This window comes from Kushneria avicenniae (assembly GCF_900112585.1).
In the GTDB taxonomy this organism is placed as follows: domain Bacteria; phylum Pseudomonadota; class Gammaproteobacteria; order Pseudomonadales; family Halomonadaceae; genus Kushneria; species Kushneria avicenniae.
The window spans coordinates 18,190-41,058 of record NZ_FOLY01000003.1; the positions used below are offsets into that span (position 1 = coordinate 18,190).

At 61.9% G+C, this 22,869-nt stretch carries 22 protein-coding genes; 13 read left to right on the forward strand and 9 right to left on the reverse strand.

Annotation, left to right across the window (positions count from 1 at the left end; genetic code table 11):
* Nucleotides 1-16: 16 nt before the first annotated feature.
* Nucleotides 17-1,201 carry an L-rhamnonate dehydratase gene (gene rhmD, locus BM079_RS06530; RefSeq protein ID WP_090132104.1) on the reverse strand — a complete coding sequence of 395 codons (1,185 nt, stop codon included), beginning with the start codon at nt 1,199-1,201 and terminating at the stop codon, nt 17-19.
* Between the two features lie 256 nt (nt 1,202-1,457).
* Here rhmD and BM079_RS06535 point away from each other — a divergent pair, with 256 nt between their 5' ends.
* Nucleotides 1,458-2,459 carry a LysR family transcriptional regulator gene (locus tag BM079_RS06535; RefSeq protein WP_090132107.1) on the forward strand — a complete coding sequence of 334 codons (1,002 nt, stop codon included), beginning with the start codon at nt 1,458-1,460 and terminating at the stop codon, nt 2,457-2,459.
* Nucleotides 2,460-2,528: 69 nt separating this feature from the next.
* Nucleotides 2,529-3,281 carry an alpha/beta hydrolase gene (locus BM079_RS06540; RefSeq protein ID WP_090132109.1) on the forward strand — a complete coding sequence of 251 codons (753 nt, stop codon included), beginning with the start codon at nt 2,529-2,531 and terminating at the stop codon, nt 3,279-3,281.
* A gap of 134 nt (nt 3,282-3,415) precedes the next feature.
* Here the strand turns inward: BM079_RS06540 and BM079_RS16715 are convergent, their stop codons facing one another.
* Nucleotides 3,416-3,574, reverse strand: a complete 159-nt coding sequence (locus BM079_RS16715; protein WP_175489624.1) for a hypothetical protein — start codon at nt 3,572-3,574, stop codon at nt 3,416-3,418.
* 117 nt (nt 3,575-3,691) lie between these two features.
* On the opposite strand from BM079_RS16715, the gene BM079_RS16575 reads away from it, so the two are divergent.
* Together BM079_RS16575 and BM079_RS06550 are read left to right on the forward strand one after the other, a co-directional pair.
* Nucleotides 3,692-4,030, forward strand: a complete 339-nt coding sequence (locus BM079_RS16575) for a hypothetical protein (RefSeq protein WP_139215271.1) — start codon at nt 3,692-3,694, stop codon at nt 4,028-4,030.
* Nucleotides 4,031-4,215: 185 nt separating this feature from the next.
* A complete protein-coding gene (locus BM079_RS06550; RefSeq protein WP_090132114.1) occupies nt 4,216-5,502 on the forward strand; it encodes an exopolysaccharide biosynthesis polyprenyl glycosylphosphotransferase in 1,287 nt (428 codons plus the stop codon).
* A 98-nt stretch (nt 5,503-5,600) separates the two neighbouring features.
* Here BM079_RS06550 and BM079_RS06555 read toward each other — a convergent pair whose 3' ends face one another.
* The 3 genes from BM079_RS06555 to BM079_RS06565 form a co-directional block, all read right to left on the reverse strand.
* Nucleotides 5,601-7,109 carry a tripartite tricarboxylate transporter permease gene (locus tag BM079_RS06555; RefSeq protein ID WP_090132117.1) on the reverse strand — a complete coding sequence of 503 codons (1,509 nt, stop codon included), beginning with the start codon at nt 7,107-7,109 and terminating at the stop codon, nt 5,601-5,603.
* A gap of 3 nt (nt 7,110-7,112) precedes the next feature.
* The gene (locus tag BM079_RS06560) at nt 7,113-7,571 is read right to left on the reverse strand and encodes a tripartite tricarboxylate transporter TctB family protein (protein WP_090132120.1); all 459 of its coding nucleotides are present in this window, start codon (nt 7,569-7,571) and stop codon (nt 7,113-7,115) included.
* Between the two features lie 66 nt (nt 7,572-7,637).
* On the reverse strand, nt 7,638-8,648 hold the full coding sequence (locus BM079_RS06565; protein WP_245742854.1) for a Bug family tripartite tricarboxylate transporter substrate binding protein: 1,011 nt from the start codon (nt 8,646-8,648) through the stop codon (nt 7,638-7,640).
* Nucleotides 8,649-8,900: 252 nt separating this feature from the next.
* Between BM079_RS06565 and BM079_RS06570 the strand changes: the two genes are divergently transcribed.
* The 6 genes from BM079_RS06570 (at nt 8,901) to BM079_RS06595 (ending at nt 15,100) form a co-directional block, all read left to right on the forward strand.
* Entirely contained in the window at nt 8,901-9,593 is a 693-nt protein-coding gene (locus tag BM079_RS06570) for a response regulator (RefSeq protein ID WP_090132123.1), read from the forward strand.
* The gene (locus BM079_RS06575) at nt 9,590-11,035 is read left to right on the forward strand and encodes a sensor histidine kinase (protein ID WP_090132125.1); all 1,446 of its coding nucleotides are present in this window, start codon (nt 9,590-9,592) and stop codon (nt 11,033-11,035) included. Before BM079_RS06570 ends, BM079_RS06575 begins: the two co-directional genes overlap by 4 nt.
* A 93-nt stretch (nt 11,036-11,128) precedes the next feature.
* On the forward strand, nt 11,129-12,172 hold the full coding sequence (locus tag BM079_RS06580) for a LacI family DNA-binding transcriptional regulator (protein ID WP_090132128.1): 1,044 nt from the start codon (nt 11,129-11,131) through the stop codon (nt 12,170-12,172).
* Complete coding sequence (locus BM079_RS06585; RefSeq protein ID WP_090132129.1) at nt 12,169-13,185, forward strand: TRAP transporter substrate-binding protein; 1,017 nt, start codon at nt 12,169-12,171, stop codon at nt 13,183-13,185. Before BM079_RS06580 ends, BM079_RS06585 begins: the two co-directional genes overlap by 4 nt.
* Nucleotides 13,182-13,796 (forward strand): TRAP transporter small permease, encoded by a 615-nt coding sequence (locus BM079_RS06590; RefSeq protein ID WP_090132131.1) that lies wholly within the window; start codon nt 13,182-13,184, stop codon nt 13,794-13,796. The genes BM079_RS06585 and BM079_RS06590 overlap by 4 nt, the downstream gene beginning before the upstream one ends.
* Nucleotides 13,793-15,100: a TRAP transporter large permease gene (locus BM079_RS06595; RefSeq protein WP_090132133.1), complete on the forward strand. Its 1,308-nt coding sequence runs from the start codon at nt 13,793-13,795 to the stop codon at nt 15,098-15,100. Before BM079_RS06590 ends, BM079_RS06595 begins: the two co-directional genes overlap by 4 nt.
* Nucleotides 15,101-15,207: 107 nt before the next feature.
* Here BM079_RS06595 and BM079_RS06600 read toward each other — a convergent pair whose 3' ends face one another.
* Entirely contained in the window at nt 15,208-16,668 is a 1,461-nt protein-coding gene (locus BM079_RS06600) for an NCS1 family nucleobase:cation symporter-1 (RefSeq protein ID WP_090132135.1), read from the reverse strand.
* 446 nt (nt 16,669-17,114) lie between these two features.
* Between BM079_RS06600 and BM079_RS06605 the strand changes: the two genes are divergently transcribed.
* Genes BM079_RS06605 through puuE form a run of 3 tightly spaced genes read left to right on the forward strand, consistent with a single transcriptional unit; the run spans nt 17,115 to nt 19,527 of the window.
* Nucleotides 17,115-17,837: a GntR family transcriptional regulator gene (locus BM079_RS06605; RefSeq protein ID WP_090132137.1), complete on the forward strand. Its 723-nt coding sequence runs from the start codon at nt 17,115-17,117 to the stop codon at nt 17,835-17,837.
* The gene (locus BM079_RS06610; RefSeq protein WP_090132139.1) at nt 17,834-18,589 is read left to right on the forward strand and encodes an aspartate/glutamate racemase family protein; all 756 of its coding nucleotides are present in this window, start codon (nt 17,834-17,836) and stop codon (nt 18,587-18,589) included. Before BM079_RS06605 ends, BM079_RS06610 begins: the two co-directional genes overlap by 4 nt.
* The gene (gene puuE, locus BM079_RS06615; protein WP_090132141.1) at nt 18,586-19,527 is read left to right on the forward strand and encodes an allantoinase PuuE; all 942 of its coding nucleotides are present in this window, start codon (nt 18,586-18,588) and stop codon (nt 19,525-19,527) included. The genes BM079_RS06610 and puuE overlap by 4 nt, the downstream gene beginning before the upstream one ends.
* Before the next feature lie 38 nt (nt 19,528-19,565).
* On the opposite strand, the gene BM079_RS06620 is transcribed toward puuE, so the two are convergent.
* The 3 genes from BM079_RS06620 to BM079_RS06630 all read right to left on the reverse strand — a co-directional run bounded on the left by BM079_RS06620 (nt 19,566) and on the right by BM079_RS06630 (nt 22,842).
* Complete coding sequence (locus BM079_RS06620) at nt 19,566-20,468, reverse strand: AEC family transporter (protein ID WP_090132143.1); 903 nt, start codon at nt 20,466-20,468, stop codon at nt 19,566-19,568.
* A 113-nt stretch (nt 20,469-20,581) separates the two neighbouring features.
* A complete protein-coding gene (locus BM079_RS06625; RefSeq protein ID WP_090132145.1) occupies nt 20,582-21,766 on the reverse strand; it encodes an amidase in 1,185 nt (394 codons plus the stop codon).
* A gap of 236 nt (nt 21,767-22,002) precedes the next feature.
* Nucleotides 22,003-22,842, reverse strand: coding sequence for a MurR/RpiR family transcriptional regulator (locus BM079_RS06630; protein ID WP_090132147.1), 840 nt, complete (start codon nt 22,840-22,842; stop codon nt 22,003-22,005).
* Nucleotides 22,843-22,869 lie beyond the last annotated feature (27 nt).

Genomic DNA, 22,869 nt, shown 5'->3' on the forward strand with positions numbered 1-22,869 from the left:
GAGAGCCTCCGAAGCATCAATGCGTGTAGGGCCGGGCCAGGGTGCTGTCCGGATTGAGGCGCACCCCGAAGCCCGGCGCGTCGAGTTTCGAGGCCCGCATGCGCCCGTTTTCCGGCACGGGCTCATCCAGCAGCAGCGGGTTGAACATCGGCACGACCTCATCGGCCTGCGGCGCCATCATCAGAAATTCGGCGAAGGGGCTGTTGGTGCGGGTCACCACGAAGTGATAGCTGTAGACGGAAGAGCCGTGCGGTACGACCAGGGTGTTATGGGCATCCGCCAGAGCAGAAATCTTCACCAGCTCGGTAACACCGCCACACCAGCCGACATCGGGCTGGATGATGTCGCAGCAGCCCATCTCCAGCAGCATGCGAAAGCCCCAGCGGGTGGCTTCATGCTCGCCGGTGGTGACCAGCATGCCCGCCGGAACACTCTTTTTGAGCGCGGCATACCCCCAGTAGTCATCCGGCGGCAGTGCCTCTTCGATCCACTTGAGACCGTGCGCTTTCGCGCCCTGTGCCAGCCGGGTGGCATAGTCAAGATCCAGGCTCATCCAGCAGTCGAACATCAGCCAGAAGTCGTCACCAACGCGCTCACGCATGTCGGCCAGCTGGGCGAGGTTTTTCTCAAGGCCCGCATCACCCTCGGCGGGGCCATGCTTGAGGGGCATCTTGCCGCCGATAAAGCCCATCTTCTGCGCCAGGTCAGGACGCGCGCCGGTGGCGTAGAACTGCAGCTCATCGCGGACCGGACCGCCCAGCAGGGCATGTACCGGCTCATCACGAATCTTGCCCAACAGATCCCATAGGGCCAGATCGACACCGGAAATGGTGTTGAGCACCACGCCCTTGCGGCCGTAGAACAGCGTGGCGTGAAACATCTGATCCCAGATCTTCTCGATGTCGGTGACACGCTGCCCCTCGACGAATCGGGCCAGGTGTTTTTCGACGATAAAGGCACCGATCTCGCCGGCGGTGGTCACGCCGAATCCCACCGTGCCATCGCTGGCCTCGACCTCGACCACCAGTGTGCCCAGCACGTTGAGACCGAAGCTGCGACGCGTCATGCGGTAGTCGGGGTACTTGCTCATGGGCGTCGAGATCTGGCTGTCGATCCAGTGACCTTCGCCCTGATCGTGATAGTCGGCGCCACCGCCACGAACGGTGTAGGCACGTATCTGTTTGATGGTGGGCATCGACATGGCATTTCCCTTTTGAAGTCCGAATCAGAGACAAAAAAGGAATACCGGGAAATGCAAAGACTGGCTAATGCAGGCTACGGCGCTTTCGATACCCTTTGGTTATCACACCGCGAGAAGCGCTCCATACCGGTAACCCTGCGTTTTAGCTGATAAAAGAAGTGTACATCGCCTGGACCAATGTCTTATGGCCGGAAGCTGCCATGCGCCTGCGTTATCAATACGCTGTCACCAATGATGGCTCAGGAGGAGATCTCACATGTCGGAGACGCACAGGCAGGCCGCACTGCTCAATCGTCTGCGTTACAAGCATCTGCGTCTGATGGCACTGCTGGACGAGCAGCGCAATCTGCATCGGGTGGCCGTGATTCTGAACATGTCGCAGCCGGCCGCGACACGCATGCTGCACGATATCGAAAATATCTTTGCCTGCACGCTGTTCGAGCGCACGCCCCGCGGTGTCCAGCCAACCGATACCGGGGAGGTGCTGATCGAGTTTGCCCACGGCGCGCTCAATCGCCTGGATCGCTGCGCGACCTCGCTGCAGCGTCATCAGCTGGGCGATCAGGGGCAACTCGCCATTGGGGCGGTGATGGGGGCTGCGCCGGATCTGGTGGCGGAAGCTGTCATCGAACTCAAGCGTCAGCGTCCGCTGCTTCAGGTACGACTGCTGGGCGAAACCAGTGACCAACTGGTCGAGCTTTTGACGCAAAACCGGATCGACATGGCGATTGCCCGTCATGTCACGGCACTACAGCACAACCTGTTCGATTTTGAGCCGCTGGGCAATGAGCGCATGCTGGCCGTCGTGCGTCAGGGACATCCTCTGGCTGGCGCTGGAAAAGTGGCACTGGCAGAGACGCTGGAGCAGTGGCCGTGGATACTTCAGCCGATCGAGAGCCCGGCCCGGCAGGCACTGGAGAAGGAGTTCGAAATGGCAGGGCTGATGTCACCGCGCGATATCATTGAGTGCGGCTCCATTTTTGCTGCCCTGCAGCTGGTCCGGTGCAGCGACAGCATTCTGGTCATGGCGGAGTCGGTGCTGCGCGATTACCTGCATACCGGCATGATCATCCCCCTGCCGCTGTCGCTGGGTCGAACGCTGCCGCCCTATGGCATCATGACGCGGCGGGAAGAGCCGTTGAGCGAGCCGATGCAGCAGCTCTGCGCTCATCTGCGCTCGATCGCGGCCCGCCGGGAGCGCTCGACGCTGGCGCTGGACAGCTCCCATCCAGTGCCTTTCACTGCCAGTAGCCAGTAATGGAAAAGACACGCCCCGAATACCGTAAGCCCTGCATACTTTTTTGCCCACTGACTGTCGGAGCCCCTCATGGCACAGCTGACCTGCCGCTTCGCCTCGCAGATTCTCGACATCACGCTGTCTCTCAATGCCATCGTTCCCGAACATGCCCGGGAACCGTCCCCCGTGCTCTACCTGCTGCATGGCCTGTCCGACGACGATAGTGCGTGGCAGCGTTTCAGTGCCATCGAGCGCTATGCCGAACAGTACGGCATTGCTGTGATCATGCCGCAGGTGGGGCGAAGCTATTACACCGACATGGCGTATGGACCAGACTGGTATCGGTTTTTGAGCGAAGAACTGCCGGTCATCAGCGAGCGACTGTTTCCAATCTCGACCCGTCGGGAGGATACCTTTGTGGTCGGCCATTCCATGGGCGGCTATGGCGCCTTCAAGTGGGCACTGCTCGAGCCCGAGCGCTTTGCCGCGGCTGCCAGCCTGTCAGGCTCGCTGGACATCGTGGCCGTGGGCCAGCGCGAGACGCCGCCACCGGAGTATCCGCTGATCTTTGATGGCTCTCCTGCCGGCACCGATGATGACCTGTTTGAACTGCTCAAGCGCTACGCGACGCCCTGCGCCTGTCAGCCAGCGCTGTTTCAATGGTGCGGTCAACAGGACTTCTTATATGAAGTGAACCTGCGCTTTCGTGATGCTGCTCGCGACAGCGCACTGGCGCTGGACTGGTACGAGAGCCCCGGCGATCACCAGTGGCGTTACTGGGACCGTCAGATACAGCGGGTGCTCAAATGGCTGCCGATCCACCACTCGCCCTTGCATCGTTGACACCTTAAAGATGCCCTTTTTCAAGACGCCCTTTCAAAAACACGGCCCCCGTCAGAAACACGACACCCGGCACGTAGCCGGGTGTCGTAGTCTTCAGGGCAGTATGTCCATTAACGTTCGGTGATCACCAACGTTTACTGATAACCGCGGTGGAACGTTTCACCCTGACCACCAGCATAAGCGTCTTCCACGGCCTCCATGAAGTGACCGCTGTTCGCCGAAACCCCCATGGCGGCAAAAACAGCAAGAACAGCCAGCGCAGTCACGACAAAATAAACAATCAGAATTCCCATAGCGGTGCTCCCTGGTAGCGATTATCACGCGTCTCGATACTGCCCTGCCCATTATTTGTTTGTTCTTTCTATTACAAGGGCAAACAACCTTTTATAATTTTATATGCAAGATCCACGATGTACCGTACTAAAATCAGTTGTCGATTGTTGTTAATCAAGAGCAAAAAGTCGTTTGAAATTCAGCGCTCGTCATACAATCGACACAATCATCATGCCTTACATTATTCGTCAACGGGATTATCCGATGGTCTACAAAAAGTAATGAAATGTAATTATGCTCAGGCGCTTGAAAACCCAGCCATGACGCCTGAAATCGCGGTTTCTGGAGGATCTCTCTTGGGCGAAAGGCCGATAGGACGTTCGTCTTTATTTTATAAAAAACTGATTAAACAGCGCTTCAAGGCTTCTCGCCCTGACCGTCATCAACACTTTAAATGCAGCCTTTTTGATATTTAAAACACACCTCTCAGTCTTTTTATCGACGCACAATATTGCATAGATAAACCTGCCTAATAAAACGATATTACCGTTCACATCCGAATAAAAAATTGCAGCCTGCACCGACAGCCCTGCCGGCCTGCAACCACCTGATGTTTTAAAACGTGATCAATTAATAAAAGCAACACATTCAGGAATGGATCATGGACATGACAACACGACCGATACGAGGCAACCACCGGCACTCGCTGTGGTATGAGCGCATTCTCTTGAGCTTTCGGGTTCACTACCTTCTCGGGCTGACGCTGACTTCCCTGCTGCCGGCCCTGTGGAGTCGTGAGTGGCACGGCTCATCGGTGGAAGGCATGGGGACCAGTACTGCCATGCTGGCCAGCGCCGTCGCCTGGATGGTGGCGTTTCGCGCCGTGCATCAACTTTCCCGGCATCCGGGTGCCGACCCCTGTATGTATGTTTTCCCCGTGGTCACGGCTGTTTATCTATCAATACTGGCGCTGCTGGAGCTGATGGCCATCCCCTTTGACCTGATACAACTGCTGATGTCAGGCGTGCTCGCCCTATTATGCGGCTGGGTCGGCTATCGGATCACGCGACGCTATCGTCGACGCAAGATGGCGCTGGTACCGCTGGGCAATATTCGGGAATGGTTCAGTCATCAGGACATTGATCAGCGCTGGCTGTCAGAACCGGGCCTTGACAACCTGCGCGTGGATGGCGTGATCGTGGATCTCTCCTGCGATTTAAGCGATGAGTGGCAGCGCTTTCTGGCCGACTGCACCATCAAACGCATTCCAGTGCATGATGCTCGCCGTTTTGGCGAGGCCTTCACCGGGCGTATCGGCCTCGATCAGATTCATGCCAATCGCTATGGCTCGCTGATGCCCAGAACCAGCTATGAGCTTTTCAAGCGACTGGCCGATATTCTTGCAGCGCTTTTGATGCTGCCGGCAGCGCTGCCGATCATGGGCGTGGCCGCCATACTGATCAAGCGTAACGACCCGGGTCCAATCCTGTTTCGCCAGCGCCGTTCGGGCTTTCAGGGCGAGGAGTTCGACGTCTACAAGATGCGCAGCATGTATGTGAACCCGGATGATGTTCGCCCTACCCAGGAGGGCGATGACCCGCGCATCACGAAGGTCGGCAAATATCTGCGCAAGTACCGCATCGATGAGCTGCCTCAGCTTTTCAACGTGCTCAAGGGCGAAATGAGTCTGATCGGCCCGCGTCCCGAGACGCCGGCACTGACCGAGGCCTACGAGCGCGACATTCCGTTCTTTCGCTATCGCCATGTGGTCAGACCCGGCATCTCCGGCTGGGCGCAGGTCGAGCAGGGCTACGCCTCGGAAGTCGAAGGCTCGCGCATCAAGCTCGAATACGACTTTTACTATATCCGCAACTTCTCGTTCTGGATGGACCTGCTGGTCGTGATTCGCACCATTCGTACTGTCTTCACCGGCTCCGGGTCGCGCTGATCCTGATTTGATTCATACAGGTTATAGCCAACAGGATATGGTCGACACATGAAAAGGCCCGCCAATGGCGGGCCTTGTTGCGTTGAAAGCCACAGGCATCAGGGACTGGCCGGCACCACGGCACGGCGTCGGCGCCAGCCGCGATACATCGGCAGCACCACCATCAGCACTACCAGCGCCCAGCCCCCCCAGGTGATCGGGCTCGACCACAGAATCGATAGCTCACCGTTGGAGATCGACAGCGCACGACGCAGGTTCTGCTCCATGATGCCGCCCAGGATAAAGCCCAACAGCACCGCGGAAAGCGGAAAGTCGAACTTGCGCAGGATATAGCCCACCACGCCGATCACGATCATCAAAAAGAGATCAAAGGTGGTGGCATGCACCCCATAGACCCCGATGGCGGTCACGATCGCGATGCCCGGCACCAGCGCCCAGTAGGGCACGGCCAGAATTTTGGTGAACACGCGGATCAGCGGAATGTTCATCACCACCAGCATGACGTTGGCAATAAACAGCGAGGCAATCAGCCCCCAGACCAGCTGCGGGTCGGTCTGAAACAGCAGCGGACCGGGCGTGATGTTGTAAAGCGTCAGCGCCCCCAGCATGACCGCCGTGGTACCGGAGCCGGGCACGCCCAGCGTCAGCATTGGTACCATCGAGCCGCATGCTGCGGCACTGTTGGCGGTTTCCGGCGCGGCCAGACCGCGCAGATCACCTTCGCCGAAGCGGTTGTCACGCGTGGCCATGCGCTTTTCGCTCATGTAGGCCACGGCACTGGCCATCGTTGCTCCAGCACCCGGCAGAATCCCCATGAAAAAGCCGACGACACCGCTACGAATGACCGTCCATTTGACCAGCATGGCCTCTTTGGCATTGAACAGCATTCGACCGCTGGTCTTGAGCGCGCTCTGGCCGTAATAGGTACGCTCGAGCAGCACCAGAATTTCGCTGATGCTGAAAAGCCCGAGCACCAGCACCACGAACTGGATGCCATCCGCCAGCCCCAGCGCCCCAAAGGTAAAGCGATAGACACCGCTGTTGGCATCAATGCCGACGCAGGCCAGCAGCAGGCCGATCAGCGAGGCCACGGCCGTTTTCATCGGCTTGTTACCGGCCATGCCCGCCAGACAGGCAATGGCAAACACCATCATCACGAAGTATTCGGCCGGGCCGAACGCCACCGCCCATCTGGCCAGCAGCGGTGCGAAGATGGTCACACCAATGGTGGCGATCAGTCCGCCCATGAAGGAGCCTGCCGCCGAGATGGACAGTGCAATGCCGCCCTTGCCCTGACGCGCCAGCGGGTGGCCATCCAGGGCGGTCATGACCGCCGAGGCCTCACCGGGAATGTTCAAAAGAATCGACGAAATACGCCCGCCGTACTCACAGCCCAGATAGACGGCCGCCAGCAGAATCAGCGAGGTTTCCGGCGGCAGACCGAGCGCAAAGGCGATCGGAATCAGAAGCGCCACGCCGTTGATCGGTCCCAGCCCCGGCAGCAGGCCGACGACGGTGCCGATCAGCGTGCCGCACAGGGCCGTCAACAGGTTCAGCGGCGTGGTCGCCACGCCAAACCCCTGGCCCAGATATCCCAGTGTTTCCATGGTTCAGACTCCCAGTCCTGACAGTACGCCCAGCGGCAGCGGCACATCCAGCAGCCGGTCAAACAGACCGTAAAAGGCCAGTGCCATGACGGCGGCGGTGATCACGCTGGTTACCCAGCGCCCGTTGTAGAGCCGGCACATGGCGATGGCGAAGAGAAAGGCCGAGACCACAAAGCCCAGCTTTTCAAAGAAAAACGCAAACAGGGACAGCGCCAGTACGCACAGCACCAGCCGTCCCAGCACCTGCCGGGTCAGCGGGGTATCGGCGTTTTCCTCTGCCATGTGCCCCGGGCGGATAATCAGATAGACCGTACCGGCCGCCAGCAGGGCCAGCAGCAGCAGCGGGAAGGCGCGCGGGCCGACCGGCTCATAGGAAAAGGGCGCCTCATAGGTGGTGGTGGCGTAGGCCAGCACCGCATAGACGACCAGCAGGGCCGTCAGGAAAAGACGTTGATAGATCATGGCAGGCTCCGGACAGACAGCCGGCAGCGCAGACAACCCGACAGGCTGCCTGCGCTGCAGTCGATGTTACTGGACCAGACCGAACTGACCGGCCAGCTCGCGGTATTCACCCACGCGCTTTTTGACGTAGGCGTCGAGCTCATCACCGGTCATTGCGAAGGGATAGAGCTCGCGGTTTTCACGCAGTTTGGCGAAGTCATCGGAGGCCAGCAGCTTGTCAAAGGCGTCCTTCCACCAGTTGTAGGCGTCATCGCTGACCTTCGGCCCGACATAAAAACCGCGGATCACCGGCCACTGCACGTCATAGCCCTGCTCGATCGCAGTGGGAATGTCACCGGTGACCTCGCCGGGCAGGCGCTCTTCGGAGAACACGGCGAGAATGCGCATGTCACCGCTTTGCACGTGCGGCACGGAGTCAGCGATATCGGTACTGGCGACCTGGATATGCCCCCCCAGCAGGGAGGTGGCCAGCTCGCCGCCGCCTTCCATCGCCACATAGCGCATCTTTTTCGGGTCGATACCGGCCGCCTTGGCCAGCAGCGCGGTCTGCATCCAGTCCTGACCACCGACCGAGCCACCGGCACCGATCACCACTTTGCTCGGGTCCTTGCGCAGCGCCTGCACCAGGTCATCAAGATTCTTGTAGGGGGAATCGGCGCGCACAGCCACCGCACCGTAGCTGGTGCCCACAGCGGCCAGCCAGCGTACGGCGCTCTCGTCAAAGCGGCCGAACTTGCCCTGGGCCAGATTCAGAAGCGAACCGCTGGACCAGGCCACAATGGCGTTGTCATCCGAGGGGCGCTGGGCCACCACCGTGTTGTAGGCCACTGCCCCAACACCGCCGGGCATGTAGGTCACACGCATCGGCGTGGAGAGGATGCCCTCCTCGACCAGCGCGCTCTGGGCCAGCTTGCAGGTCAGGTCAAAACCGCCGCCGGGGGCGGCAGGCGCAATACACTCGGGCCTTTTGGGCTCGTCTGCGGCATGGGCCTGAAGGGCAGCGCCCAGACTCAGGGCTCCCATCAGCGCCAGCGCCGCCATGCGTCCCTTGCCGAAAGTACGTCGCGTCATTGTCATGTTGGCTGTTCCTCACGTCTGTCCGGCCACTGGCCCGGAGCTTTTGTTATGTCACCTGTTATGTCACCTGCGAAGTCACCGGTGCGTTGGTCGCCGGCCAGGGGGCGTGCATACTGTTGAGCCTGATCCATCCGGATCGACAGGAGCGGCAATGCCTGCACCGATCGACGCGTGACGGTATTGACGGGCCCGGACTTCGCTTGCTGGCACGATAGCCCTGCAGGCTTTCAACAACCTTTCACGGGGGCGGCAATGCGTACGCTATTGGTCGAAGATCACCCTTCGCTGGCAGACAGTATCCGCTGTTCGCTGGAAGATGCCGGCTGGCGGGTGGACGTCATGTACGACGGTGTCTCGGCCCGCACGGCCCTTGAAACCGAAAGCTACGCCCTGCTGCTGCTCGATATCGGCCTGCCGGAAATGGACGGCTTTGCTCTGCTGAGCTGGCTTCGAAAACGCGACACGCGCCTGCCGGTGATGCTGCTGACCGCCCGCGGCAGCATCAATGACCGCGTCCGGGGGCTTAACCTCGGCGCAGACGACTACCTGATCAAACCCTTCTCGCTGTCCGAGCTGCAGGCGCGCATCAATGCCCTGATCCGCCGTACCCGTCACGACGGCCAGCAGATTCATCGCTGCGGGGCGCTGGCTTTTGACGTCAGCGCGCGCAGCTTCACCCTGCTTGAACAGCCGCTCACCCTGCCCCCACGGGAACTGGCGCTGCTGGAGGCGCTGATGGCGCGCATGGGGCGTACGGTCAGCAAGGAGCATCTGGCCGCGCAGATGTTTTCGATGGAGGAAGACGGCTCCTTTGACGCCATCGAGGTCTATGTGTCGCGCCTGCGCCGCAAGCTGGAAGGCAGCGACGTGCGCATCGTGACCTTTCGCGGTCTCGGCTATCAGCTCGAGTCCGCCCAGGGGGATGCCCCCGCCACCCTGTCATGAAGACCAGTCTCTCGCCACGCAGCCTGCGCGGGCGCCTGACCCGACGCATCGGCGCAGCACTGCTGTTGCTGATCGGTGTGGGCGTAGCCGGTGCCTGGCTGGACGCCTGGCGGGTGGCCAGCAGCGCCTATGATCGACCGCTTCTGATCGCGGCACGCGTGCTGGGCGACTCGCTGACCGTTCAGGATGGCGAGGTCCAGGTACGCATCTCGCGCGCCGTGCTCGACCCCTTCTCGCTCGACAGCGGCGGCAGCGCCTTTTATCAGGTGATTACGCCCGAACAGGGCTCGGTCGCGGGCTTTGAAGACCTGCCCGCCCCACCGTCTTCGGTGGCCATGACGACGCGATATCCGTCACTGGCGCGCTTTTATAATGCCACCTATGGCGGCCGCGACGTGCGCGTGGTGTCACTGCTGGTACCGGTCAGCCAGCCGGGCTATCAGGGCATGGTCGAGATTCGGGTGGCCGAGCATCGCGACATTCACGCCCAGTTGATGCACGACCTGCTGGGCGATTCGCTGATACGTCTGACGCTCTTTGCCATCGGTGCCTTTATTCTCTTTTTACTGGCCATTGATGCGGCCCTGCGCCCGCTCAGACGGATCACCGACATGGTGGCCAGTCGCTCGCCGGACAATCTCGAGCCGCTACCCACCGAGAACGTGCAGCGGGAGGTTCGAGGCCTGATCGAGGCCATCAACCACCTGACCGCACGGCTTGATGACACCCTGCGCGCCCAGCGCGCCTTCGTGGCCGATGCCGCCCATGAAATTCGCACGCCGCTTTTTGCCCTGCGTGCCCGCCTGGAGCTGGGCATGCAGGCTCACGACAGCGACGCCCTGAGAGCCACGCTTGAAAGCGTCCAGCGCGACCTGGAAGCCCTGACGCTGCTGGCCAACCGGCTGCTGTCGCTGGCCCGGGTCGAAAACGATATTCGCCGACGTGATTTCGGCGTGCTGGATTTGAGCGAGACCGCGCGGGAATTCTGCATGAGCATGGTGTCGCTGGCCTGGCAGCGCGGGCTGACGCTGGCACTCGAAGCCGAAGATCCGGTGCGAGTGCATGCCGACAGCGCGCTGATCAACGAACTGCTGGCGATCGTGATCGGCAATGCCCAGGCCTATACGCCCGCTGGCGGCCATATCACCGTGCGCGTTCTGCCGGAGGCCGTCATCGAAGTCGAAGACGACGGTCCGGGCATTCCGGAAAGCGAGCGCGAGCGGGTATTCGAGCGGTTCTATCGTGCCCGGCAGACCGCACAGCCGGCCGAGGATTCCGATCGCGCCATCAGCGGTACCGGCCTCGGACTGGCGATTGCCCGCCAGATCTGTACGGCACTGGGGGCCGGCATTTCCCTTCATGAGGGGGCCTGCGGTGGCACGCTGGCCCGCGTGACGTTCAGGGTTGCCGTCCGGTCGCCGGCTCCTGGACTCAGGTCGTAGCACTAAAGCGCAATAGGCGCGCGCCCCACGAGAGCGCTAACCTGTCGAACGCATTTGGATCGATCCAAAAAGATGATTCGACAGGACATCGACATGCCCCAGTCTGGAAAATCCGTCACGCTCAAGGATCTGGCCGCGCATGCCGGCGTCTCGCGCTCGACCGTCTCGCTGGTGCTGCAGGAGAGCCCGCTGGTGGCCGACAGCACCAGGACACGTGTAATGGCCGCCGTCGAGGCGCTGGGCTACGTCTATAACCGCGGCGCGGCCACCCTGCGCAGCGCCCGCACCGCCACACTCGGCGTAGTGGTTCACGATATCGCCAATCCCTTTTTCGGCGCCATGGTCGCGGGCATTGATGACACCCTGCAAAACGCCGATCACGTCTCCTTTCTGGCAAGCTCCGGCGATGATCCGGCGCGTCAGGCGCGCCTGGTCACCAGGCTGCGTGAACAGCGCATCGATGCCCTGCTGCTCTGTCCGGCCGAGAATACCTCCAGCAGCCTGCTCGACACCCTTGACCGCTGTGGTCTGCCCTGCATCGAAGTGATGCGCCATGTCGGCGAGACGCCCCGCGGCCACTACGTCGGCGCCGACATTCGCGCGGGACTGGCCCGCGCCGTGTCGCACCTGGTCGAGCAGGGCCATCACCGCATCGCGCTTTTGACCGGCGCCGGCCACAGCTCCGCCGACCGAGAACGCATGGCGGGGTATCAGCAAGCCATGGAGACGGCCGGTCTGGTCCCGGACATCCGCACCGGGCGCCACGATCTGACCCGTCGCGCCGGGCTTGAGCGCACCCTCGAGATCATGGCTGAACCTGTGCCGCCCACGGCGCTGATCTGTCACAACGACCTGATGGCACTGGGCGCCCTGCTCGCACTGGCGCGCCTGAACCTGACGCCGGGGCTTGACTGTGCGGTCATCGGCATTGATGACAGCGATGAAGCGGCGCTGAGCGAGCCGGCGCTGAGCAGCATTGCCACGCATCCACACGCCATCGGCCGTGCCGCCGCCGAGCTGGCGCTGCAGTGTCTTGACCATCCCGGCCTCGAGCCGCAGCACCTCGTGCTGGAGACCTCTCTTCACCTGCGCGCCAGCGCTGACCACTTCCTTCATCGTTCACGGGAGCCGTTATGACGTCCTGTCTGTCTACGTTGCGCCGTAGCTTCCCGCTGCTGCTGGCGCTCATGTTTCTGGGCCTGTCGTTACTGGCCCCTTCCAGGGCTGGCGCACGCGAGCTGATCTTTGGCCACGGCGCAACCGAGGAGACCGCCTATCACGCCAGCGCCGAGCGCTTTGGGGAACTGTTGAAGGAAAAGAGTAACGGCGAACTGAGCGTCAACATCTACAGCAATTCGGTGCTGGGCCATGAAACCGAGATGTTCGAGCAGCAGACCGCCGGAGCACTGGACTTCTCGATCGTCAATCCGGGGCTGATTTCGGAGTTTTCCCACACCGCCAGTATCTTCTCGATCCCGTTTCTCTATCGCGATATCGACCACTGGAAACACGTGCTCGACGGCGAAGCCGGCCGCGAAATCGCCCGGCGCATCGAGGCGGAAACCGGGGTAAAGGTGCTGGCCTACTACGGCGGCAGCACCCGTCAGATCGTCAGTACCCGGCCCCTGGAAAGCCTTGATGATCTCAAGGGCATGAAGCTTCGCACCAACCCGACCCGGCCGGTGGTCACCGCCTGGGCGGCGCTGGGCACCCGCCCCACGGTCATGGCCTATCACGAGATCTATACCGGGCTGCAGCTCGGCGCCATTGACGGGCTGCTCAACGAGGCCGAATGGATCTATCGCATGCGTTTTCACGAGGTGGCCTCCCACATCGGACTTTCCGAACACGACATTACCGTGCGGCTGCTGACCGTCTCGTCACAGACCTGGCAGTCGCTGACGCCCGAGGAGCAGCGTGAGGTGCAGGCCGCCGCCGATGAGAGCGAGCAGTACGCCCGGGACCTGCAGATTCGGCTGGACAAGGAATCCCGCGAGAAGCTCAAGGAGGAAGGTGCCACCTTCTATCCGATGGATCGCGAGCGCATGCAGGCGATGGTGGCCGAGCCGCTGGGTAAGGTGATCGACGACATGGGCCTGCGCGATCTTTACAACCTGATCATCAACACCGACCAAGGAGGCGCACCATGAGCGTTATCGCGGCCCTGGGCCGATTCAACCGCGGGCTTGAACGGCTGCTCAATGTGGTGCTGCTGATGCTGCTGGCAGGCTTTATCCTTCTGATCCTCTATCAGATCGCCAGCCGCAATCTGGGCTTTCTGCCCACGGTCTATGCCACCGAGGAACTCAGCCGCTTCGCCTTCCAGTGGATGATCCTGCTGGGCACCGCGATAGGCGTGCTGCATGCCGATCACTTCGTGCTCGAGGCCTTTGCGCGCCAGAGCGTCATGGGGCGCGTCACCCGGACGTTGCGCGATCTGGCCTGTTTGAGCGTGGGCGTTATCTTCATCGTCTTCGGCCAGGGGTTTGCACAGTCCGGCTTCAACCGCATTGCCAGTGCCTCGCAGCTGCCGATGGTCGTGACCTATTCGACCTTTCTGGTTTGCGGCGTGCTGATCGTGCTGTTCAGCCTGCAGCGTCTTCTGCTGGGTGCGACCCGGGGGCTGGAGGCCATGGAGCGCGAGCTCGACACGCCCTCGAATATCGATGAGACGGCGCCGCCCACTACCGCTATCGACACCTCCATCGATACCTCTACCGACACCTCCACCGCCCAGAACTACCGGGAGAAACGCTCATGATGACGGCTGACTGGCTTTTTCTGCTGCCGTGGCTTTTGTTTGCGCTGCTGGGCGTTCTGATCATTCTGGGCGTGCCCATCGCCATGGCGCTGGTGCTGACCTCGTTTAGCGTGATTGTTCTCGATCCACGCCTGACGCCATGGATCCTGTTTCAGCGCATGTACTACGGCATGGACTCCTTCGTACTGCTGGCCGTGCCGCTGTTTCTGCTGGCCGGCAATCTGATGAACGCCGCACGCATCACCGACCGCCTGATCACGCTGTGTCTCAATCTGGTGGGGCATGTGAAAGGCGCCCTGGCGCATGTCAATGTGCTGGTCAGCATGCTGTTTGCCGGCGTGTCAGGCTCCTCGACCGCCGACAGCGCCGGCATCGGCACGGTGCTGATTCCGGCGATGAAAAAGGAAGGCTATCCGGCGCACTTCAGCGTCGCGGTGACGGCGGCCTCCTCGGTGATGGGCATTATCATTCCGCCTTCGATCAACATGATTGTCTGGGGTGCGCTGACCAGCACCTCGATCGCGGGGCTTTTTCTGGGCGGCATCATCCCCGGCATCCTGATCGCCATCACCCAGCTTCTGATGAATCTGGGCTACGTGCGCCGCTACGACGTACCCCGCCGTAAGCGCGCCACATTCAGGGAGATTCTGCACTCCGGCAAGGACGGCCTGCTGGCCGCCGGCATTCCGGTATTGATCATCGGCGGTATCACGCTGGGCATCATGACGCCGACCGAGGCGGCCGTAATGGCGGTGCTGTATGCGCTGGTGCTGGGCTTTGTGGTCTATCGCGAGCTGAGTTTCAAAAGCGTACTGGACGCCTCGACCGATACTGTCCGGCTCTGCTCGCTGTCGCTGTTCAGCCTGGTGGGGGCCGCCATCTTCGGTTATCTGATCAGCTTCTATCGCATTCCACCACAGCTGATGGTGGGCGTAGAGATTACCGATCCGACGGTGCTTCTGATCGTGATCGCCGGCGTCATGCTGCTGGTTGGTACCTTCATGGATTCGCTGCCGGCCATGGCGATTCTGGCCCCCATTTTCCAGCCGCTGGCCGCCCATGCCGGCATCGATCCGCTGCAGTTCGGCGTCATCAGCGTCATGGCGCTGGGCCTGGGGTTGATCACGCCGCCCTATGGGCTGTGTCTGATGATCTCGGCCCGCATCGGCGGCATCCCGCTGTTAAAGGCACTCGGCACCACCATGCTCTATCTGCTGGTGATGCTGGGCGTGATCGCGCTTTTGATCATCTTCCCCGACCTGATCCTCTATCTGCCGAACACCTTCGGGCCCGACAGCGGCTGAGCCACCCCGAGCCGGGCAGCTCGACCGCCTGCTCTCGAAGGCCATGCACAAAAAAGGGGCATCGGGCGTCTTTCGACACCCGATGCCCCCATAGGACCCGCCCGCACTCAGGAGCGTGAGGACACCGGCTTGCTGTCAGCGCCGCGACGCCACAGCCCGGACTGCCAGCCGTGCGCCAGCGCCGCCACACCACCGCCAAAGAAGACGGCAAAGCTGCTGATATCGCCCAGTGGCGCCAGACTGACCGGCACGCTTACCAGACCTCCGATGATGAGTGAACGCACCGCCACAGGATTGACGCCGCGCTGATAGTGATAGGTGCTGCCCTCCTCGGAGGAAAACAGCGCGTCGAGATCGATCTTCTGGCGGCGCACCTTGTAAAAGTCCATCAGGATGATGCCGTAAAGCGGCCCGATCAGACCGGCCAGCACCCCCACCGTGTAGTGGATCAGCTCGGGATTGTTGAACAGATTCCACGGCGTGAGAAAGATCGAGCCAACAGCCGCGATCATGCCGCCCATGCGCCAGCTGATTTTTTCGGGGGCAACATGAGAAAAGTCGAACGCCGGCGCCACGAAATTGGCCACGATATTGATACCGATGGTGGCGGCCACGAAGGCAAAGACGCCCAGCACGGCGGCCGTGACGCTATCGATGCGCGCGACCGTCTCGATCGGATCAGTCAGCATCTCACCAAAGACCTGCGGCGTTCCGGAAACCACCACCACCGTGATGATGGAAAACACCAGGAAGTTGACCGGCAGCCCCCAGAAATTGCCGCGGCGAACCGACTTCTCGGTAGCGCAGTAACGTGAGAAATCACCAAAGTTGAGCGTGGGCCCGGCGAAGTAACCGGCCACCAGCACGGCAGCGACCACCATTTCCCATAGCGCCTCGCCCCCGGTCAGCGTCTCGCTCGACAGCGACAGACTGATGTTGCTCGGACCTGCGCGCCAGACAATCCAGCCGGCAAGCGCAAACATGACGGCATATACCAGCGGGCCGGCCCAGTCGTTGAAACGGCGAATGGTGTCCATGCCGCGCCAGAAGACCAGCGCCTGGAGCACCCACATCAGTGCAAAGCAGAACCAGCCCAGCCCGGACAGACCGGCAAAGCTTGCATTGGTCCATGACTCGAGCCCCGGGAACCAGCGCAACAGCACCAGCAGCAGGGCGTTGGAGGCCAGCCAGGTCTGGATGCCATACCATACAACGGCAATGAGTCCGCGAATGACAGCCGGCACGTTGGCGCCTTTCGTGCCGAAAGACATGCGACAGATCACTGGAAAGGGGACGCCCGTACGCTGGCTGGGCCGTGCGACTGCATTGGCAAAACACTGCACGACAAGAATGCCGACCAGCAGTGAAATCAGGACCTGCCAGCCCATCAGCCCAAGGCCAAACAGACTGGCGGCCAGCACGTAGCCCCCGACGCTGTGAATATCGGCCATCCAGAAAGCGAAAATATTATAGGCATTCCAGTCCTGCCGGGCCGGTGCCAGATCCTCGTTGTACAGGTGCGGATCGGGCGCGGCGGGCTGTTGCCCCTGTGTCCTGGTGCTGTTCATGAGCGACTCCATGAAGGATCGTTGCGCTGCCGCTGGCAGCCCTGCGATAGTCGGATGGCCGACATCGTCTGTCACCTTATTCGTATACAATCTCCGTGCCAGATTGATGCCAGCATCAACAAAAATTTGTTATCTGGCCACAAAACCTTGTTGTGGCGCGAGTTTTTGGCTAGCACATCAGAGCCGAAGTGAATTCGGAATACCGCATAAAACGACGACCAGGGTCTAAAAACCGCCCTGCCGATGCACCATAAAAGTGCCAAACCGTTTCGCGGCGCACCAAAAAAGTGCTCTTCGGGCTCGGATAGTGCATCCATTGCACCATTTTGATAGCGTTTTTTATTCATTCTCTGACCTCGACAAGCGTTTAAATGCAGTGGCATGGAAAATGCTTGTATACAATCCTCAAGGCAGCCATTCGACAGGAACAGCGTGACAGGAGCCTCATGAACGATACTCGTCAGTTCCATCTGCTGGCCGGGCTCGCGACCGGGCGCGACGCCCGCAGCGATGACGCCATCTATCAGTCGTTGTGGGAAGCCATCGTGGAGCATCGTCTTTCTCCTGGCGCCCGTCTGCCGGAAGACGCACTGGCTGGTGCCTTCGGGGTGAGTCGCACCATGATTCGCCGCGTGCTTCAGCGCCTGGCGCTGGAGCAGCTGGTGACGCTTCGCACTCATCGCGGTGCCCAGATCACCAGTCCCACTCCCAGCGAGGCACGCGATGTTTTCAGAGCACGCCGACTGCTTGAAGGAGCATTGCTGACCGAGGTTGTCGGCAACATCAAACCTGCGGATCTACAGGCCCTGGCGCAGATTGCCGACCAGGAGCATCACGCATCACGTGAACAGGCGATCCGTCTGTCGGCCCGCTTCCACACGCGACTGATGGCAATGGCCGGCAATGCGTCTCTGTCGGAGGCGCTGTCCCAGCTGATCTCGCGCACCTCGCTGATCATTGCCGTCTACGGTCGCGGCCAGGCCGGCTGCCCCTGTGAGCATCACACGCTGATCAAGCTGCTGGAGACCCATGATCTCGCCGCTCTTCAGAAATGGATGCATGAACACCTGACAGGCATCGAGGCGAGCCTTGATTTCACCGCCAGCGGTGATGCTCTGCCCGATTTCGAACACCTTTTTGGCCACCATCGCGAGCAAAACGCGTCATGACGTCTCATACCCCCACCATTTGTGTCATCAACCCCAACACCAGCACCGCCATGAGCGAGGGCATCGCCACCAGCGCCCGTCGAGTGTCTCGCGGCGAGATTCTCATGCACACCTCGCGCCATGGCCCGGCCAGTCTCGAAGGTCACTTTGACGAAGCCATCGCTGTGCCCGGACTGCTGGAGCGCATCATCGAAACCGAAAATGGCGACACTCGCGTCAACGGCTACTTGATCGCCTGTTTCGGCGACCCGGGGCTGGCCGCGGCCCGCGAAGTAGCCTCGGTGCCCGTGATGGGTGTGGCCGAAGCCGGCATGCAGATGGCAGCCATGGTGGCGCGGCGCTTTTCGGTAGTCACCACGCTGGGGCGCACGCTGCCGATCGCCGAACGGCTGCTGCACGAATACGGCAAGCGCGAGCAGTGCGCCGGCCTGCACGCCTGTGAGCTGCCGGTGGCCGCCTTTGAATCCGAGGATGACAGTGTCTACGAGACTCTGCTCGCTGCCTGCCGTGAAGCGCTCAAAACCGATGGCAGCGACACTGTCCTGCTGGGGTGTGCCGGCATGAGCGAGCTGGCCGAGCGTCTGGGCCAGGCCCTCGGCGTACCGGTCATTGACGGCGTCACCGCCGGAGTCGCCCTGCTGGAGGCGGTCAGCGCCACCGGCTACCCGGTGTCGAAGCACAACGACCGTGCCGTCCCGATCGCCAAGCCCATTCGCGGCGCCTTTGAACACCTGAGCCGGAGCATGTCATGAGTCATGATCTTTATCTGGACCACTACCCACGCGACCTGCGCGGCTACGGCGCCAACCCGCCGGACCCGAAATGGCCGGGGCGTGCCCGGGTCGCGGTGCAGTTCGTGCTCAATTACGAGGAGGGTGGCGAGAATAACGTGCTGCATGGCGATGCCCACAGCGAGACGTTTCTCTCCGACATCATCGGCGCCGCCCCCTTCCCCGACCGCCACATGAGCCTGGAGTCGCTCTACGAGTACGGTTCACGTGCCGGGGTCTGGCGCATCCTGCGCGAGTTCGAACGCCGTAATCTGCCGCTGACCGTGTTCGGCGTGACCATGGCCATGGCACGCTATCCCGAAGTAGTCAGCGCCTTTCAGGAAGCCGGTCACGAGATTGCCTGCCACGCCCTGCGCTGGATTCACTATCAGGACATGAGCCCCGAGAAAGAGCGCACCATGATGGTGCAGGCACTTGAGCTGCATCGTGAACTGACCGGAGAGCTGCCACTGGGATGGTATACCGGGCGAGACAGCCCTAATACCCGCACGCTGGTCGGCGAGCATGAGCACTTCCTCTACGACTCGGATTATTACGGCGATGACCTGCCCTTCTGGACACAGGTCAGCAACGCCGAAGGCAAGACACGTGATCATCTGGTAGTGCCCTACGCCCTGGACACCAACGACATGCGTTTTGCCTCACCGGGCGGCTTCAACTATGGCGACCCGTTCTTCAACTACCTGAAGGACGCCTTTGATGTGCTCTACGAGGAAGGCGCCGAGTCGCCGAAAATGCTCTCGATCGGCCTGCACTGCCGCCTGATCGGCCGCCCCGGCCGATTCCGCGCCCTGCAGCGGTTCCTTGACCACATCGAAGCCCATGAACATGTGTGGGTCACGCGGCGCGTGGACATCGCCCGCCACTGGCATGAGCATCACGCCCCGGTCGGGCGCTGATTTTCGCCCGATCAACAGGCCCGCCCATTCGCGGCGGGCTAGCCCATCAGCAGCATCCACAGCGGTAGCGTGCCGGCGGCCAGCAGCGTCGACAGGAAGATGCTGGCGCCCACGGTATGCTGCTCTTGCCCAGGACCGGCAAACGCCAGCACATTGACGCCGATCGGATTGGCCGCAGCCAACACCAGTACGTGCAGTGCCATCGGCGACAGCCCCGGCATGAGACTGCCCAGCGCCAGCACCAATATGGGGAAAATGGCCAGTTTGCCGATGCAAATGGCCCAGATGGTGGGTGAGGTGCGAAGCCTGTAGCGCGTCAGTCCTACCCCGACCACGATCAGTGCGCACGGCAGCCCTGCCCGAGCCAGCCAGTCCAGCAATTGCCACAGGGGTTTTGGCAATCCGAGACCGGAGACATTGATCACAACGCCCAGCAACAGCCCCACCACGATCGGATTGGCCAGCGTCTTCAGAAGGCTCAGCACACTCGGGCGCTGCTCGCGCCCCTGCCCCAGCGCGGCATACAGCGACTGGGTCGAAAAGAGTATCAGGCTGTGCACCGCCAGCAGGGCAAAGAGATAGACCAGGCCCTCGTGACCAAACAGCGCCGTGACCAGCGGAATGCCGATCAGAACGTTATTGGAGTAGCTTGCGGCCAGCCCGATGGTAGAGGCTTCGCCCGTGCGCCGGCGCATCACGAGGTTGAAACCGGCAAACAGCAGCAGCGCCGGGATGAAATAGACCACCAGTAACAGCGGCGAGAGCGCATCGCCCAGCGGGGCGCGGGCGATACCGGTCAACAGCAGACAGGGCAGGAAAAGCTTGAAGGTGACCCAGGAGAGTCCCCCGGCGCTGGACGGCGTCAACCACTGCCGCCAGCCCAGCACATAGCCGATCACGATCAGCGTAAAGATGGGCAGGATCGCGAGTATGGCGGCCATGGGGACTCCTGATGGTCATGTGTCCATGGCGCGAATGAAGTGGTGGGCGCCCGGGTAGCCTTGCATCATAACCACCGGGGCGCCGTGTGCCTATGCGTGCGCGTTTTCACCTTTCATGCGCCGTAAACGCCGGCCCGGGCGATCAGATAGTGATCCTGCCCCGGCGCGCCCAGCAGCGACAGCCCCCAGGGCGCGTGACCGCCGCCCTTGCGATGATCGCTCAAAAGCGGCATGGAAAGCTGCGGCGCGCCCCACAGCCCGGCCAGCGCCGTCATGCCCATCAGGTTTTCGCGATAGGTTTCAAGTGGTCGGCCCGTCAGGCTCAGCAGCGGCGCAGCCCCCGGCGCGGTGGGCATCGCCAGCAGCTGGGCGCCATCATCGCTGATGGTGCGCAGCGCCTCGATGACCTCCTTCCGGGCCCTGAGTGCAGCCTGCTCATCCAGCTCGGAAAGTTGCGCGCACCACTGAAAGCGCGCCTTGATATCGCCCGCCAGCGACGGCTGCTCACGCGTGAGCCACTCGCCGTGCACCCGCCAGATATCACGCCCCTGCAGCACTCGAAAAGTGTGACCCAGATGGGCCAGCCACTGGCTCGACAGCGACTGCACCAGCAGGTCCTGCCGCGCGCCAAGCGTATGGTGAAAACGCGAGGCCTCTTGCGACAGCGCCTCCGGCACCAGCAGCGTCATGACGCGATCGGGGGCGCTGCCCCGGGCGGCGGGCAGCAGCACGTCGGCCACGTCAGCCAGGGTGTCATGGTCGCGGCACATCCAGCCAACCGTATCAAACGACGGCGCCAGTGGCAGCAGGCCGTCACAGCTGATCGCCCCGTGCGAGGGGCGCAGCCCCCAAAGCCCGTTATAGCTGGACGGGATACGAATCGAGCCGCCGGTATCGGTGCCCAGCCCGATCTCGGCCTCGCCGCGCGCCACGGCAATCGCCGAACCGGAACTCGAGCCGCCCGGCAGGCGATCGGGCGCCTTCGGATTGATCGGGGTGCCGTAGTGCACGTTGGCACCATTGAGGCTGTAGGCAAACTCGTCGGTCTGGGTCTTGCCGACCAAAGGCGCACCGGCACTCAAAAGCGCCTGTACGCCGGGGGCGGTGCGCCGGGCCGGGGACTGCCTAGCCGCCCAGTCGGGATTGCCCGCACCGGTGATCTCGCCTTCGATATCGAAAAGGTCCTTCACCGCCAGCCGCAGACCGACCAGCGGGCCACGCCCCATGGCAGGCGCGTTGCACTCGGAATGGCCCTTGACCCAGACGCTGCGATCCACGCGCTCGATGACATCACTCATGTGCTCTCCCTTGCCCGGCAGGCGCTGTTGGGGGTTTTCATGACCCCGTTGCAACCTTCATGCCAGAACAAGCGCGCCCCTACTCACTGGCGGCGCCGGGGCGCCCGGCGGTCATCGTTGAGCACCGGGCAGACCAGAGAAATGCACACACTCGGTGCGCAGGAGATCCGGCGCGCTCTTTTGGAATGCAAAAGGGCGACCCGAAGGCCGCCCTTTTTGACCCCGCCGATAGCGCGTCAGGAGAGTTCGTCAAGGCTGGAGTAGAGCTCGCTGATGGCATCAATGCGCGCGCGCCCCTCACCCAGACGCCGGTGCAACAGCGCGTTGGCGAGCAGATTGATCAGGCTCATCACCGAGGTGTAGCTGTCAAAAGCCGAGACGCTGTCCAGCGGACACTCCAGCTGCCAGGTCGGCGAGACACCGGTGGCGGCCAGGGTAGGGTCGCCGATGACCAGCGTGTCCAGACCGCGATCGCCGAGCTGTGCGAGCAGGTTTGAAAAACCATTTGCCCGGCGTCGAAAGCCCATGACGATCGCCAGCGTTCCCGGCTTTACGCCGGCCAGCTCCTCGCCCAGTGACTGACCGGGCAGCGGTGCCAGACGCACGTCGGGCCGGATCTGGATCAGCTGCTGGCGCAGGTGCAGAGCCGGCGGATAGCCGTTGCGATAGCCGATCACCAGCACCTCGGGAGCGTGATCAAGTGCCTCGATCAGCGCATCAAAGGTCGCCGAATCGATGGCGGCCAGCATCTGATGGAGATTATCGCGCTCGCGCTCGAAATGGCGTTGAAAGCGCTCCAGCCCGCTGCCCAGCGCCGTCGAGTCCGTCACCAGCGGTACGCCGTGATAGCGCAGCTCACGGGCGTGCTGTCTTACCTCGCTGAAGCTTGCAAAGCCCAGCCGTCGAAAGAGTCGGCTGACCGTGGCCTTGGAGACGCCGGTCAACCGGGCGATTTCGGCGGCGCTGTAGATGGCCACGTCATCGAAGTGGTCGAGGATGAACCCCGCCACCTTCTGCTCGTTGGGGGTGAGCTGGTCAAACTGCTGGCGCAGCCGCTGTCCCAGGTGCTGATCCATGAGGGTCCCGAAAGATGGCGTAACATC